The organism is Streptosporangium longisporum, assembly GCF_039534895.1.
Lineage (GTDB): Bacteria > Actinomycetota > Actinomycetes > Streptosporangiales > Streptosporangiaceae > Streptosporangium > Streptosporangium longisporum.
This window is the reverse complement of record NZ_BAAAWD010000007.1, coordinates 80,186-95,484: the sequence shown is the minus strand read 5'-3', so window position 1 is coordinate 95,484 and position 15,299 is coordinate 80,186. Positions and strand designations below refer to the sequence as shown.

Below are 15,299 nucleotides of genomic sequence, written 5' to 3'. Positions count from 1 at the left end.
GGAGAAGACGTGGTCGCCGGGGAGTTCGGGCCCGTGCGGGCCACACCGCCGACGCCGACGCCGACGCCCTCCCCTCCACCATGGGATGTGCAGAAGCTAACCCTGTACGTCCTGGTTTGTGAAGGGCTTTCATCTAACGGTTCGTAGACTTTTGCAGAAATCAGCAAAAGTCTGGCGCGCGGCGTCCGATTCCGGAGATCAGGAGGGGTGCCCTCACGTCGAGGGAGCACGGGGCGCGCGATGACGCGGGCCGTCTCACCGGGCCGCGGGGCCCGTCACCACCGCACCCGGCGGGGAGGTCACCCTCGTCCCCCGCCCGTGACGGGCGCGACCGGGTGCTCGCGGCGATCGAACGCGCCGCGGGGGCGGCAGCGAACGGGTCCCGGACGGCGTGCAGACCCGTCCGGGACCCGTTCAGAACACACTCAGGGCACCCTCAGAGCATCGCCCTCATGGAGGCGGTCGCCTGCTCGCCGAGGGTGGTCGGGGTGAGGTACGGCTGCTCGGCAAGGATCGCATCCCAGTTGTCCCGGATGTCCTCGACCGTGTGGTCCTCCTTGCGCCAGCCCGGCCCCTCGGCCACGAACACCCGGGCGACCCGGCCGCCGCCGACGCTGAAGACCTCACCACTGGTCTCGCAGGCCTCGTGGGCCAGGAAGGTCACCAGGGCGCTGACCCGTTCCGCGGTGAACGTCGCCTCGAACTCGGCCGGCAGGATCTCCTCGGTCATCCGCGTCCAGGCGATCGGCGCGATCGCGTTGGCCTTGATCCCGGCCCTGGCGCCCTCGATGCCGAGCGTCTTGGTCAGACCGACCAGCCCCATCTTGGCGGTGGAGTAGTTGGCCTGGCCGAAGTTGCCGAACAGGCCCGCGGGCGAGGAGGTGTTGACGATCCGGCCGTACCCCTGCTCCTTGAGGTGGGGGAACGCCGCCCGGCTCACCAGGAACGAGCCGCGGACGTGGACGGCGATGACCTGGTCGAACTCCTCGACGCTCATCTTCCCGAAGGACCTGTCCCGCAGGATGCCGGCGTTGTTGACGACGATGTCCAGCCGCCCGAAGGCGTCGATCGCGGTCTGGACGATCGCCGCGGCCCCTTCGGGGGTCGCCACGTCGTCGGTGCTGACGGCGGCCTCCCCGCCGTTCTTCCTGATCAGCTCGACCACGTCGGCGGCCGGCCCCGCGGAGGCCCCGGTACCGTCCAGCGCCCCGCCCAGGTCGTTGACGACCACCTTGGCGCCGCGCCCGGCGAGCGACAGCGCGTGCGAGCGGCCGAGACCGTGACCGGCCCCGGTGATGATCGCGACCTTGCCGTCGAATCGCAGCTCTGACATCCGCATCCCTCCCACGAGAACATAATTCTAGTCACCCGAACAATAACCCTCCGGCCCCCGCGATGCCATCGGACGCGTCGCCCGCCCGCCACCACCAGGAACGATCATGTCCGCACCCCCGGGACACCGCGGCCGGGGCGCCGTCCGGGCGGGCCCGGGGCGCCCGCGCGACTGTGCCCGCACCCAAATCGGACGGCCGCACCCCGGCCGTACCGGTAACCGAAAACGAATGGGATAATTGCTCTTAGTGAGCAAGCGTGTTAATTTCTGCTAAAGTTTTTGCCCCACACGGGCGAGGGTCAACGACGACACCCCTCAACTCCTTCCAGTAGGGCCCCGCCCACTCATTTGGGCTGGAGGCCCCATATGTCCTTATCGCCGCCCCTGCGCGTGGTCCAGTGGGCCACGGGCGCCGTCGGCAGATACTCCCTGCGCAGCCTGATCACCCGGCCCGAGTTCGAACTGGCCGGGGTGCTGGTCTACGACCCGGACAAGGTGGGACAGGACGCGGGGACCCTGGTCGGGCTCCCCGAGGCCGGTGTCATCTGCACCGACGACGTCGAGGAGATCCTGGCGACGGAGGCCGACTGCGTGCTGCACATGCCGCTGCCGGCCTTCTACTTCGGCGGGGATCATCCCAGCGACGTCGAGACCATCTGCGCGCTGCTCGCCGCCGGCAAGAACGTCATCACCACCACCGGCTTCGTCTACCCCAAGTGCTACGGCCCCGGGGTGGTGGAACGCCTGGAGGCCGCCTGCCGGGCGGGAGGGTCGTCGCTGCACGGCACCGGGGTCAACCCCGGTTTCATGAGCGACGTGCTGCCGCTCACGCTGACCGGCCTGTCCAGCCGGGTCGACCACATCTACGTCCGGGAGTCCTCGGACTTCCGGGGGCACCCCTCACGGCAGATCGTGGTGGACCTGTTCGGCTTCACCCGCTCGGCCAAGGACTACGCCGCCGCCGTGCGTCCGTTCCGCGCCTTCCAGCGCTCGCTGTTCGCCGAGAGCGTCCAGTTCGTGGCCGACAACCTCGGGGTGGAGCTCGACGAGGTCGAGGAGAGCGACGAGTTCGAGCTCGCCACCGAGGAGTTCGAGATCGACGCGGGCCTGGTCCGGCGGGGCACGGTGTGCGCGTCCCGCTGGATGTTCAGCGGGCTGGTCCGCGGCCGTCCCTTCATGACCGTCGAGTGCGTCTACAAGGCCGACGCCACCCGGGTGGACCGCTGGGCCGGTCCCGGCTTCAACGTCCACATCGAGGGCGTGCCCCAGCTGATGCTGAGCGTCGACGAGATCTCCCACGGCCTGGCCGGGGCCGCGGCCCACGCGGTGAACTCCGTGGCGGCCCTGTGCGCGGCCCCGCCGGGCATCCGCACCGCGCTGGACCTTCCCCTGGCCACCGGCCGGGGTACCGTACGCCTCGCCTGAGGACCCTCTCGGCCCCCTCCGAGGCGTCCTTCGGCGCAGGTCTCCCCCGGTGTTCCGCGCGACCCGGCGCGGATCGGTCGCGGATCGGTCGCGGATCGGTCGCGGATCGCAGAGAACCTCCGGGCATCCGGCCGCCTTCCCCCCGGCGGCGGGGTCAGGGGTGCGGGATGAAGCGCCCGAAACGGCCCTGGTGATACAGCAGCGGGCGCCCGCCGGGCTCGACCCCCGTCTCGGTGACCAGGCCGACGACCAGCACGTGGTCGCCGATGTCCACCGTGGAGTGCGGGGAGCAGACCAGGTGGGCCGAGACCCCGCCGAGCAGCGGGACGCCGTGCGAGCCGGGGGTCCAGGAGATGGGGGCCGCGAAACGGTCCACCCCCCTCCTGGCGAAGCGCGAGGCCACCTCGGCCTGGTCGCTGGCCAGCACGTTCACCGCGAAGTGGCCGGCCTGCCGCAGCCGGGGCCACGTCGTGGACGACTGGTCCACGTAGAAGGAGACCAGCGGGGGCGCGAGGCTGACCGACGAGAACGAGGTGGCGGTCAGGCCGATCGGCACGCCGTCGACCTGCGCGGTCACCACGACGACTCCGGCGGCGTGGAGGGCGAGCGTCTGCCGGAAGCGCTCGGCGTCGACAGCCTGGCCGGACAGGGTTTCCGTCATGACGCCTCGCTCGGGGACTCGCCGGTCATCACCTGGATGCTCCACTTGGTCACTTTTCCCCCTCCGAGGAACAAAGGACACCTGTAGCAACCCATTAATGCAGTCATCTCTTCCGCGCGACACCCATGCCCTCTCTCCGTCTCTCTCCGTCTCTCTCCGTCCGCCAGGTCCCCGTCCACGCGGGCCCGCCGCGCTCCGCCCGCGTCCCGTACCGTCGGAGCATGAAGCTGGAGAAGGAGACCTCCGAGAGCGGCCGCTTCGTCAGGCAGCCGAACAGGTTCACGACGCGGATCGAGGAGGGCGGCGAGCACCCGCCCGAGCCCGGCCGCTACCAGATCTACGCCTCCTACGCCTGCCCGTGGGCGCACCGCTCGCTGATCGTCCGCGAGCTGCTGGGCCTTCAGGAGGTCATCGGGGTCACGATCGTCGACCCGATCAGGGACGAGAAGGGCTGGCGGATGCCCGGCGGGGACCCGGTGACCGGGGTGGAGTACCTCTCCGAGCTCTACCTGGCCACCGACCCCGGCTACGAGGGCAGGTACACGGTGCCGTGCGTCTGGGACGCCGTCGCCGGGCGGCTGGTCACCAACGACTACCCGCAGCTCACCCTGACCCTGGAGACCGCCTTCGCCCCCTGGCACGCCGAGGGCGCCCCCGACCTGTACCCGCCGGAGCTGCGCGAGGAGATCGACGCGCTGAACGAGGTGATCTTCCGCGGCCTCAACAACGGCGTCTACCGGGCCGGGTTCGCCCGCTCGCAGGCGGCCTACGACGAGGCGGTCACCGAGGTGTTCGCCACCCTCGCCCTGCTGGAGGAACGGCTGTCGGCCCGGCGCTTCCTGCACGGGGACGCGCTCACCGAGAGCGACGTGCGGCTCTACCCCACGCTGGCCAGGTTCGACGCCGTCTACAACACGCATTTCAAGTGCTCGCTGCGGCGGCTGACGGACCATCCGGCCCTGTGGGCCTACGCCCGCAGGCTGTACGCCCTGCCGGCCTTCGGCGGCACGACCGACTTCGACCAGATCAAGCGGCACTACTTCGTGACCCAGACGAACATCAACCCCAGCGGGATCGTCCCGCGCGGCCCGGAGATCGACTGGACCGCTCCCTGACGGCCGTCACGGGCGCCGCCTCCCGACGGTGAAAGTTTCATCGGATATATCGGGCATTCGCCCGGTCAGCGGCCGGGCCGGGAGGGGTGTCCATTGACGGTGGGTGAAACGCGCTGGAAACATCGGCACGTCTCGGTAGTGGGAGCGCTCCCACTTCGGTTCCGGATCTTCGTCCGGGACCGCGGCCCCCATCCGGCGCTCCCACGACCGGGCTCCCACGCCGGGAGAAACCCCCGTCCGAAGGACCGCCCGTGACCCGAACGCCCTCGCCCCGGACCGCCTCGCCGCGACACCGCGCCACCAGGCCGTCCGTCTGGCTCGCCCTCACCACGGCCGCCGCCATGGTGACCCTGCCCCCCCTGCCCGCCACCGCCGCCGACGGTCCCGAACAGATCGTCAACGGCACCTTCGAGAGCGGCACCGCCCCCTGGTGGGGCACCTCCAACACCACGCTGGAGGTCGAGGACGGACGGCTCTGCGCCGACGTCCCCGGCGGTACTGCCAACCCGTGGGACGTCATCATCGGCCAGGACAACATCCCGCTGGTCAAGGACGAGACCTACGCGTTCTCCTTCTCGGGCGCCGCCCCACAGGGCGGTCCCAGGACGGTCAAGGCGCTGGTCCAGCTCCCGGTCGACCCCTACACCCAGTACCTGTCGGCCACCCCCGAGCTGGGGGCGACCGCCGCCGACCACCGCTTCACCTTCACCTCGCCCGTGGACCTGCCAGGCGCGCAGGTGGCGTTCCAGCTCGGGGGCAGCGCCACCCCGTGGAGGTTCTGCGTGGACGACGTCTCCCTCAAGGGAGGGGCCGAACCGGAGGTCTACGAGCCCGACACCGGGCCCCGCGTCCGGGTGAACATGGTCGGCTACCTGCCGGCCGGGCCCAAGCGGGCCACCCTGGTCACCGAGAAGACCGAGCCGGTGAGCTGGACGCTGAAGCGCGACGGCGAGGTCGTCGCCGAGGGCGAGACCGTCCCGCGCGGCGTCGACGCCAGCTCCGGCCAGAACGTCCACTCGATCGACTTCAGCCAGGTGAAGGCGTCCCTCACCGGGTACACGCTTACGGCCGACGGCGAGACCAGCCGTCCGTTCGACATCGGCGCGGACGTCTACTCCGATCTCGGCACCGACGCGCTGAAGTTCTACTACACCCAGCGCAGCGGCATCGAGATCCTCGACACGCTGCGCCCCGGCTACGGCAGGCCCGCCGGGCACGTCGGCGTCGCCCCCAACCGCGGTGACATCGAGGTGCCCTGCAAGCCGGGCGTCTGCGACTACACGCTGAACGTCAAGGGCGGCTGGTACGACGCGGGCGACCACGGCAAGTACGTCGTCAACGGCGGCATCTCGGTCCACCAGCTGATGTCCACCTTCGAGCGCACCAAGGCCGACCGCCTGCACGGCGACGGCGACCTGAACATCCCCGAGAGCGGCAACGGGGTGCCCGACATCCTCGACGAGGCCCGCTGGGAGCAGGAGTTCCTGCTGAGCATGCAGGTCCCCGACGGCCGCCCGCACGCCGGCATGGCCCACCACAAGATCCACGACGCCAACTGGACCGGCCTGCCGCTCCTGCCCCACCTGGACCCGCAGGCGCGCGAGCTGCACGCGGTCTCCACCGCGGCCACCCTCAACCTGGCCGCCACCGCGGCCCAGGCCGCCCGGGTCTTCGCCCCGTACGACGCCGCGTTCGCCGCGCGCAACCTCGCCGCGGCCAAGAAGGCGTGGGCCGCGGCCAAGGCCGACCCGGCCCGCTACGCCGACCCGGCCGACGCGACGGGCGGCGGCGCCTACGACGACACCGACGTGACCGACGAGTTCTACTGGGCCGCGGCCGAGCTCTACCTGGCCACCGCGGGCAAGGAGTTCGCCGACCACGTGCTCGCCTCGCCGCACCACACCGGTGACATCTGGCGCGAGCGCGGTTTCGACTGGGGCCACACCGCCCAGCTCGGCCGCCTGCAGCTGGCGACCGTGCCCAATGCGCTGCCGGACCGGGCCCGGGTGCGCCAGTCGGTGCTGGAAGGCGCCGACCGCTACCTCGCCGTCCAGAAGGCCCACCCCTACGGCGTCCCGTACAACCCGGGCGACTACGACTGGGGCTCCAGCCACCTGGTGCTGAACAACATGGTGGTCATGGCCGTCGCCCACGACATCAGCGGCGAGGCCAAGTACCACGAGGGCGTGCTGGAGGGCCTGGACTACATCTTCGGCCGCAACGCCCTCAACCAGTCGTACGTGACCGGCTACGGCGAGGTCGCCTCCAAGAACCAGCACAGCCGCTGGTACGCCCACCAGCTCGACCCGTCCCTGCCCAACCCGCCGCGCGGCACCCTGGCCGGCGGCCCCAACTCCGCCATCCAGGACCCGGTCGCCCAGGCCAAGCTCAAGGGCTGCAAGCCCCAGTTCTGCTACATCGACGACATCGAGTCCTGGGCCACCAACGAGCTGACGATCAACTGGAACGCCCCGCTCGCCTGGATCGGCTCCTACCTGGCCACCCCGGCCCTGGCCGTCCCGCCGGGGACGTGCAAGGTCACCTACACCGGGCACGGCCAGTGGCCCGAGGGGTTCAACACCCAGGTCACCGTCACCAACACCGGCCCCAAGGCCATCGACGGCTGGAGCCTGAGCTGGTCCTTCCTGGGCGGCCAGACCGTGCGGCGGCACTGGAACGCCGACCTCGACCAGGAGGGCGCCACCGTGACCGCCCGCAACCTCGCCTGGAACAAGGTGATCAAGCCGGGCGCATCGGTCTCCTTCGGCTTCATCGGCGCCGAGGCCCCCGGCCCCAACCCCAGGCCCGAACGCCTGCTGCTCAACGGCGTGCTCTGCAAGTGATCCCCGCCGCCCTACGCGGGTGATCGGTCCGGCCCGGCTCGGTACGTCCACGAGCCGGGCCGGGTCGTCTCCGGACGTCCCGCCGGGCGTCCTAAACTGGGCCCGTGATCGAGGACATCGTGGTGGACCCCGCCGTCGGCGCGCTCAGGCCGGACTTCGCGGTGCTGACGTTCGAGGTGCGGGGCCTGCGCAACGGGCCCAGCGACGACGCCTCCCGGGCCTGGCTGGCCGAGGCCGCCGAGAAGGCCACGGAGAGCGGCGACCCCCGGATCGAGGCGTGGCGGGAGGCCTACCGGGCGTTCGGCGCGAAGCCCCAGCGGACCAGGCCCTCGGTGGACGCCCTGATCAGGCGGATGCCCCTGCCGGAGATCAACCGGGCGGTCGACGCCTACAACGCGGTCAGCGTCCGCCACGGCCTGCCGATCGGCGGGGAGGACCTGGCCCGTTACCAGGGCCCGGCCCGCCTGGTGCGCGCGAGCGGCGACGAGCCGTTCGAGGTGATCGAGAAGGGCGAGCCCGCGATCGACCACCCGGAGCCCGGCGAGGTCGTCTGGCGCGACGACCTGGGCGTCACCTGCCGCCGGTGGAACTGGCGCCAGTGCGTGCGCACCCGGATCACCGAGGAGACCGTCGACGCCTTCTTCCTGCTGGAGAGGCTGGAGCCGATGTCCCTGCGGGAGCTGCGGGACGCCGGGGACGAGCTGGTCGCGCTGCTCGAAGATGTTACCCCGGGGATACGGGTGACCTCCCGCCTGGTCGGCCCCGCCTGATCAGGCCCCCCGGACCGTCCTGACCAGGGGACGAGCCCGATCACGGGCCTGCGGCCGGTGGCCGTTCCGGGCGCCGGGGACAGGATCGGCGAGGAAGGCCGGACCGGACTGGCGCAGGTCCGGGCCGAGGCGAGTAACCTTGGACAGGTTCTCCATCATCAACGCCGATCTGCGGAAGAGGGCGATTTCCGCCGTGTCGTCTGAGTCGTCGCGGACAAACCCGCTGGCAGCCTTTGGCCAGAACGAATGGCTGGTCGACGAGCTGTACCAGAAGTATCTCCAGGATCCCGAGTCCGTCGATCGTGCCTGGTGGAACTTCTTCGCTGACTACAACCCTGATTCGGGGGCCGGCAGAGCCGCGCCCCAGGGGGCGGCGACCGCCGCGTCCACTCCTCCGACACCCGCCGCGCCCTCCGCCTCCCCGGACGGCTCCTCGGCCGAGCCCTCGAACGGGTCCCCGGGCGAGACGGCCACCCCGGCCCCGGCTCCCCAGGCGGCCCCCGCCACCACGGCGGCCACCACGGACACCCCGGCTCCGGCTCCCGAGGCCACCGCGGTGAAGACCCCAGCGCCGGCGGCCAAGGCCGCCCCGGCGGACCGATCCAAGCAGGAGACGCAGTTGCCCGCCGGTGCCGAGGAAGTCCGACTACGTGGCGCGGCCGCCAGAACGGCCGCCAACATGGAGGCCAGCCTCGTCGTCCCGACGGCGACCAGCGTGCGGGCGGTCCCGGCGAAACTGCTCATCGACAACCGGATCGTGATCAACAACCACCTGTCGCGCGGTCGCGGCGGCAAGGTGTCGTTCACGCACATCATCGGCTTCGCGGTGGTCAAGGCCCTGGCGGTCCTGCCGGAGATGAACCACTCCTACACCGAGGTCGACGGCAAGCCGGTGCTGGTCAAGCCCGAGCACGTCAACCTGGGCCTGGCCATCGACGTCGCCAAGAGCGACGGCACCCGCCAGCTGCTGGTCCCGTCGATCAAGGCCACCGAGGCGATGGACTTCCGCCAGTTCTGGGTCGCCTACGAGGACGTGGTCCGCAAGGCCAGGGCCGGCAAGCTCGGCGTCGACGACTTCGGCGGCACCACGATCTCGCTGACCAACCCGGGCACCATCGGCACCGTGCACTCGGTGCCGCGCCTGATGCCGGGGCAGGGCACGATCATCGGCGTCGGCGCGATGGAGTACCCGGCCGAGTACCAGGGCGCCTCCCCCGACACGCTCTCCCGCCTCGCGGTGAGCAAGGTCATGACGCTCACCAGCACCTACGACCACCGGATCATCCAGGGCGCCCAGTCGGGCGACTTCCTGCGGCAGATCCACCGGCTGCTGCTGGGCGAGGACGGCTTCTACGACGAGATCTTCGAGTCCCTCCGGATCCCGTACGAGCCGATCCGCTGGGTCCAGGACATCTCGACCACCCACGACGACGACGTGGCCAAGTCGGCCCGCGTCATCGAGCTGATCCACGCCTTCCGGGTCCGCGGCCACCTGATGGCCGACACCGACCCGCTGGAGTACAAGCAGCGCAAGCACCCCGACCTCGACATCAAGTCGCACGGCCTGACGCTGTGGGACCTGGAGCGCGAGTTCGCCACCGGCGGCTTCGGCGGCCGGCCCCTGATGAAGCTGCGCGAGATCCTCGGCGTGCTGCGTGACTCCTACTGCCGCACCATCGGCGTGGAGTACATGCACATGCAGAACCCCGAGGAGCGCGCCTGGATCCAGGCGCGCATCGAGCGGCCGCACGCCAAGCCCGACCGCACCGAGCAGCTGCGCGTGCTGGAGCGGCTGAACACCGCCGAGGCGTTCGAGACGTTCCTGCAGACGAAGTTCGTCGGGCAGAAGCGCTTCTCGCTGGAGGGCGGCGAGTCGCTGATCCCGCTGCTGGACTCGGTGCTCAGCTCGGCGGCCGAGGAGCGGCTCGACGAGGCCGTGATCGGCATGGCCCACCGTGGCCGCCTCAACGTGCTGGCCAACATCGTCGGCAAGTCGTACGGGCAGATCTTCGGCGAGTTCGAGGGCAACATCGACCCGCGCAGCGCCCACGGCTCCGGCGACGTGAAGTACCACCTCGGCGCCAGCGGCGACTTCGTCTCGCCGGACGGCTCCAAGCTCAAGACCTCGGTGGTGGCCAACCCCTCCCACCTGGAGACGGTCGACCCGGTCCTGGAGGGCGTGGTCCGCGCCAAGCAGGACCTGCTGGAGCGCGGCGAGGAGGGCTTCACCGTCCTGCCGGTGCTCGTCCACGGCGACGCGGCCTTCGCGGGCCAGGGCGTGGTGGCCGAGACGCTCAACCTGTCGCAGCTGCGCGGCTACCGCACCGGCGGCACCGTGCACATCGTGGTCAACAACCAGGTCGGCTTCACCACCAGCCCGGCCAGCTCGCGCTCCAGCGTCTACGCCACCGACGTGGCCCGGATGATCCAGGCGCCGATCTTCCACGTCAACGGCGACGACCCCGAGGCCGTGGTCCGGGTGGGCCGGCTGGCCTTCGAGTACCGCCAGGCGTTCCGCAAGGACGTCGTGATCGACCTGATCTGCTACCGGCGCCGCGGTCACAACGAGGCCGACAACCCCGGTTTCACCCAGCCGCTGATGTACGACCTGATCGACGCCAAGCGCTCGACCCGCAAGCTCTACACCGAGGCGCTGATCGGCCGTGGCGACATCACGGTCGAGGAGGCCGAGAGCGCGCTGCGCGACTACCAGGCCAAGCTGGAGAACGCCTTCGCCGAGACCCGCGCGGCCAAGGACCAGACCGGCGAGTTCTCCCGGCCGGTCGACCTGGAGACGGTCCCCTGGTCGCACGAGGACGTCACGACGGCCATCTCCGAGGAGACCGTCAAGCGGATCGTGGAGACCCAGCTCAACATGCCCGAGGGCTTCACCGTCCACCCGCGCCTGCTGCCGGTGCTGCAGCGCCGCGGGCAGATGGTGGCCGAGGACCACATCGACTGGGGCATGGGCGAGACGCTGGCCTTCGGGTCGCTGCTGATCGACGGCCACCCGGTCCGTCTCGTCGGCCAGGACTCGCGGCGCGGCACGTTCACCCAGCGCCACGCCGTGCTGGTCGACCGGGTCACCGGCGAGGAGCACACCCCGCTCAAGACCTTCAACCAGGGCACCACGAAGTTCTACGTCTACGACTCGCTGCTCAGCGAGTACGCCGCGCTCGGCTTCGAGTACGGCTACAGCGTGGAGCGGCCCGAGGCGCTGGTCGCCTGGGAGGCGCAGTTCGGCGACTTCGTCAACGGCGCCCAGTCGATCATCGACGAGTACCTCACCGCAGGCGAGCAGAAGTGGGGCCAGCGCTCCGGCGTGACCCTGCTGCTGCCGCACGGCTACGAGGGCCAGGGCCCCGACCACTCCTCGGCCCGCATCGAGCGCTTCCTGCAGATGTGCGCCCAGGACAACATGACGGTGGCGCAGCCCACGCTGCCCGCCAACTACTTCCACCTGCTGCGCTGGCAGACGCTGTCGAACCGGCACCGCCCGCTGGTGGTGTTCACGCCCAAGTCGCTGCTGCGGCACAAGGCGGCGGTCTCGGCGGTCGCCGACTTCACCTCGGGGTCGTTCCAGGCGGTGCTGGGCGACCACACGGCCGACCAGGGAGCCGTGCGCAAGGTCGTGCTGGTCTCCGGCAAGCTCTACTACGAGCTGGCCGCGGCCCGGGACAAGCAGGGCCGGAGCGACGTGGCGATCGTCCGTCTGGAGCGGCTCTACCCCTTCCCTGGCGACTCGCTGGAGTCGGAACTGAGCCGCTACTCCCCCGACATCGAGCTGATCTGGGCCCAGGACGAACCGGTCAACATGGGGCCGTGGCCGTTCGTGGCGCTCAAGCTGGCCGAGAACCCGCGCGTCTTCGGCGGGCGCGCGATCAGGCGCGTCTCCCGCAAGGCCAACTCCTCCCCGGCGACCGGCTCGCACGCGGCGCACGAGGCGGAGCTGCAGCAGATGCTGAGCGAGATCTTCGGCTAGGAGGGCGGCCCGTACGGCGGGCACGATCTCACCCGGAAGTCCCCCGCAGGAACCTCTGCGGGGGACTTCCCCGTTATGGCAGGTGCCGTCACCACGAGGAGAACGATGTATTTCACCGATCGGGGCATCGAGGAGCTCGTCGAGCGCCGCGGCGAGGAGGAGGTCACCGTCGCGTGGCTGGCCGAGCGGCTGCGCGAGTTCGTCGACCTCAACCCGGACTTCGAGACGCCGGTGGAGCGGCTGGCCACCTGGCTGGCCCGGCTGGACGACGAGGACGACTGAGGACGACCGGGGACGACCGGGGACAGTTGGGGACGACCGGGGCGACCCCGAGGGCCGAGACGCGACATATCTTGACCTTCTCGGAAACGAGACATATCGTGTCGTGGACAAGGAGGTCGTACCATGCGGCAATGGAGCGTCGAGAAACCGGAGCGGCTCACCTTCGACGAGGTGAGCAGGCTCAACGTGCGCGTCGTGGCGGGCAGGCTGGCCGTGCTGGCCGGTGACGGCCCCGCCACGCTGGAGGTGACCGAGGTCGGTGACGCGCCGCTGCTCATCACGCACGACGACGACGGCGTCCTCACCGTCACCTACCGGGACCTGACCCGCGACGGCATCCTGGACGGCCTGATGAGCCGGGTACGGGACGGGCTGGCGGGCGACCCGCAGGCACTGCGCGCGAGCGACCGGCGGGTGACGCTGACGCTGACCGTGCCCGCCGACCGGCCCGTCAACGTGGGCACGGTGTCCGCCTCCGCGGTGATCTCCGGGTTCCGGGACCGCACCTCGATCAAGAGCGTCTCGGGCGACATCGTGCTCGACGGGGTGAGCGGCGAGATCAGCGCCGACACCGTCTCCGGCGACACGGAGAGCCGCGGCCTGGTCGGGGACCTCTCCTTCAAGAGCCTCTCCGGAGACCTGACCGTGGCGCAGGGAAAGCCCCGGCGGCTGAGCGCCACCACCGTCTCCGGCCGGATCACCGCCGACCTGGAGCTCCCGCCGACCGGTCACGTGACGATGAACAGCGTCTCCGGCGACATCGTGGTCCGGCTCCCGCACGCCGTCGAGACCGACGTCAAGATCCGCTCCACCACGGGCAGGATCGAGACCACCTTCACCGGGCTCGACCACTCCGCCCAGGCCGGCATGAGCGCGCTGACCGGCCGGATCGGCGGCGGCATGGCCTCCCTTAGCGCGCACACCGTCTCCGCCGACGTCACCCTGCTGAAAGGAGGCCGAGCATGAGCCCCGTCTTCGGCCACGGAAGACTCCGGCTCTACCTCCTGAAGCTGCTGGAGGAGAGCCCGCGCCACGGCTACGAGGTCATCCGCCTGCTCCAGGACCGTTTCCTGGGCGTCTACTCCCCCTCTCCCGGCACGATCTACCCGCGCCTGGCCCGGCTGGAGGAGGAGGGCCTGGTCACCCACGAGGTGGTGGACGGCAAGAAGGTCTTCACCATCAGCGACCGGGGCCGCGCCGAGCTGAACGCCCGCCTCGACGAGCTGGCCGAACTGGAGGAGGAGATCTCCGACTCGGTCCGCGACATCGCCCGCGAGGTCAAGGAGGACGTGCGCGAGACGGTCAAGTCCCTGCGCGAGGAGCTCACCCAGATGGCGCGCGACGTCCGCCAGGGCACCAGGCACGAGGAGCGGCAGGCCAGGAACGACCACCGCGAGGCCTGGCGCGAGCAGAAGGACGAGTGGAAGCGCCAGAAGAGCGAGTGGAAGCGCCAGTCCGGCGAGTGGAAGGACGACTGGAAGCGCATCTGGGCCTCCGGGTTCACCGGTGAGGGCTCGTCCGCCGGGGACGACCGGCTCGGGCAGATGCTGGCCGAGTTCGTCGAGGAGGTCCGCAGGGACGCCGCGGGCTCACGGGTCGGCGAGGAGACCCTGGCCACCGCGCAGGACGCCCTGTACGACGCCGCCCGCCGGATCCGCGACACGCTCCGCTGAACCGACCCGGGCCGGATCGGTGAGCCTGACAGCCGAGCCGGAACAGCGGGACAGATCGTCTGGCCTGGCCTGGTCGGCGTGTCCGAGCGTCGAGCCGGATCTGATCATCGGATCGAGGCACCGGGTCGCGTCAGGCGACGCGCATGGCCCGGGTGAGCCGGTCCCGGGCCCGTGCCGCCCGCCTCGCCCGGTAGGCGATGGGCAGGTACCTGGCCCGCTCGGGCAGGTGCGGCATCGTCGCGGCGACCGCCCTGCCCAGACGGCGCAGCCGCGCCTCGTCCCGGGCCGTCCACGACAGTCCCAGCTTCGCGCGGACGGCGTCCGGCAGCGTACCGACCGTGACGAAGTGGTTGACCTGGCCCGAGGTCAGGCCGAGCGGTCGCCACAGCGCCCGCAGCGGCCCCGGGAGCATGGGCGGCGGGCCCACGGTGAGGGTGGTCTCCAGCACGTCGCGCGCGGTGGGGTGATCCTCCAGCGTGCCGGCGACCATGTCGTGGAAGTAGTCCCAGTAGTCCTCGACCGTGGCGGGGAACATCCGCTCCGGCACCCTCAGGATCCGGCCCAGGCGGAGGACCTCCTCGTACAGGCGCCGTTCCTCCGACGGGGTGTAGGGCCGCTCGCCGAAGTACCTCAGCGTGGTGACGGCCCGCTCGAAGGCGGTCAGGTGCACCCAGGCGTACGGCTCTGCGCTGAGCGCGTGGTATCTCCTGCCCCGGTCGTCGACACCCCGGATGTCGCGGTGCAGCTCGCGCAGGCGCCTGCCCTCCTCGAGGGCCTGCGGCCCGCCGTACACCCAGGTCTGCAGCGAGGTGAGCGAGCGGGTGAGCCGGCCCCACGGGTCGGTCCGATAGACCGAGTGCTCGCCGACCGCGGCGCCGATGGCCGGGTGCATGACCTGCATGACGAGACCCCCGCCGAGCAGGAACATCAGCCGCCGGTCGCCCATGCCTTCCCAGAGCAGGTCCCCGGGGCCGAACGGTTCGGGATCGCCGGGGGCTTCGGACGGATGCCGTTCCCGGTGTGCGTGCCCCGGGGCGTCGGGGTGGTGAGGCGCTTCGGCGCGGTGGGGTGTTCCGGGATCACGGGGCGCTTCGAAAGCGCGGCGCTCGGTCGAGTCGGTCATTCCGGGCCTCCCGGGTGAGACATCGCTCACCTGCTTTTCTATCACCCGGTACGTCAGGGAGTAACTCATTACTTACATCAGTGGGCCGGAGC

Annotated in this window: 11 protein-coding genes; 8 read left to right on the top strand and 3 right to left on the bottom strand. The window is 70.8% G+C overall.

Annotated elements, in window-relative coordinates; translation table 11 throughout:
- Positions 1–436 precede the first annotated feature (436 nt).
- Positions 437–1,333, bottom strand: coding sequence for an SDR family oxidoreductase (locus tag ABD832_RS13435; RefSeq protein ID WP_344893739.1), 897 nt, complete (start codon positions 1,331–1,333; stop codon positions 437–439).
- 366 nt (positions 1,334–1,699) lie between these two features.
- On the opposite strand from ABD832_RS13435, the gene ABD832_RS13430 reads away from it, so the two are divergent.
- Positions 1,700–2,758: an NAD(P)H-dependent amine dehydrogenase family protein gene (locus ABD832_RS13430; RefSeq protein WP_344893736.1), complete on the top strand. Its 1,059-nt coding sequence runs from the start codon at positions 1,700–1,702 to the stop codon at positions 2,756–2,758.
- Between the two features lie 154 nt (positions 2,759–2,912).
- Here ABD832_RS13430 and ABD832_RS13425 read toward each other — a convergent pair whose 3' ends face one another.
- Positions 2,913–3,419, bottom strand: coding sequence for a flavin reductase family protein (locus ABD832_RS13425; protein ID WP_344893733.1), 507 nt, complete (start codon positions 3,417–3,419; stop codon positions 2,913–2,915).
- Positions 3,420–3,640: 221 nt separating this feature from the next.
- Here ABD832_RS13425 and ABD832_RS13420 point away from each other — a divergent pair, with 221 nt between their 5' ends.
- The 7 genes from ABD832_RS13420 to ABD832_RS13390 all read left to right on the top strand — a co-directional run bounded on the left by ABD832_RS13420 (position 3,641) and on the right by ABD832_RS13390 (position 14,084).
- Positions 3,641–4,534, top strand: coding sequence for a glutathione S-transferase family protein (locus ABD832_RS13420; protein ID WP_344893730.1), 894 nt, complete (start codon positions 3,641–3,643; stop codon positions 4,532–4,534).
- A 341-nt stretch (positions 4,535–4,875) separates the two neighbouring features.
- Entirely contained in the window at positions 4,876–7,377 is a 2,502-nt protein-coding gene (locus ABD832_RS13415; protein ID WP_344895944.1) for a glycoside hydrolase family 9 protein, read from the top strand.
- Between the two features lie 104 nt (positions 7,378–7,481).
- Positions 7,482–8,147, top strand: a complete 666-nt coding sequence (locus ABD832_RS13410) for a B3/B4 domain-containing protein (protein ID WP_344893727.1) — start codon at positions 7,482–7,484, stop codon at positions 8,145–8,147.
- A 193-nt stretch (positions 8,148–8,340) separates the two neighbouring features.
- The gene (locus ABD832_RS13405; protein WP_344893724.1) at positions 8,341–12,129 is read left to right on the top strand and encodes a multifunctional oxoglutarate decarboxylase/oxoglutarate dehydrogenase thiamine pyrophosphate-binding subunit/dihydrolipoyllysine-residue succinyltransferase subunit; all 3,789 of its coding nucleotides are present in this window, start codon (positions 8,341–8,343) and stop codon (positions 12,127–12,129) included.
- A 105-nt stretch (positions 12,130–12,234) separates the two neighbouring features.
- The gene (locus ABD832_RS13400; RefSeq protein WP_344893721.1) at positions 12,235–12,411 is read left to right on the top strand and encodes a DUF6104 family protein; all 177 of its coding nucleotides are present in this window, start codon (positions 12,235–12,237) and stop codon (positions 12,409–12,411) included.
- Between the two features lie 123 nt (positions 12,412–12,534).
- Positions 12,535–13,377 (top strand): DUF4097 family beta strand repeat-containing protein, encoded by an 843-nt coding sequence (locus ABD832_RS13395; RefSeq protein ID WP_344893718.1) that lies wholly within the window; start codon positions 12,535–12,537, stop codon positions 13,375–13,377.
- The gene (locus ABD832_RS13390; protein ID WP_344893715.1) at positions 13,374–14,084 is read left to right on the top strand and encodes a PadR family transcriptional regulator; all 711 of its coding nucleotides are present in this window, start codon (positions 13,374–13,376) and stop codon (positions 14,082–14,084) included. The genes ABD832_RS13395 and ABD832_RS13390 overlap by 4 nt, the downstream gene beginning before the upstream one ends.
- Positions 14,085–14,214: 130 nt before the next feature.
- Here ABD832_RS13390 and ABD832_RS13385 read toward each other — a convergent pair whose 3' ends face one another.
- Positions 14,215–15,030 carry an oxygenase MpaB family protein gene (locus ABD832_RS13385; protein WP_344893712.1) on the bottom strand — a complete coding sequence of 272 codons (816 nt, stop codon included), beginning with the start codon at positions 15,028–15,030 and terminating at the stop codon, positions 14,215–14,217.
- Positions 15,031–15,299: the final 269 nt, after the last annotated feature.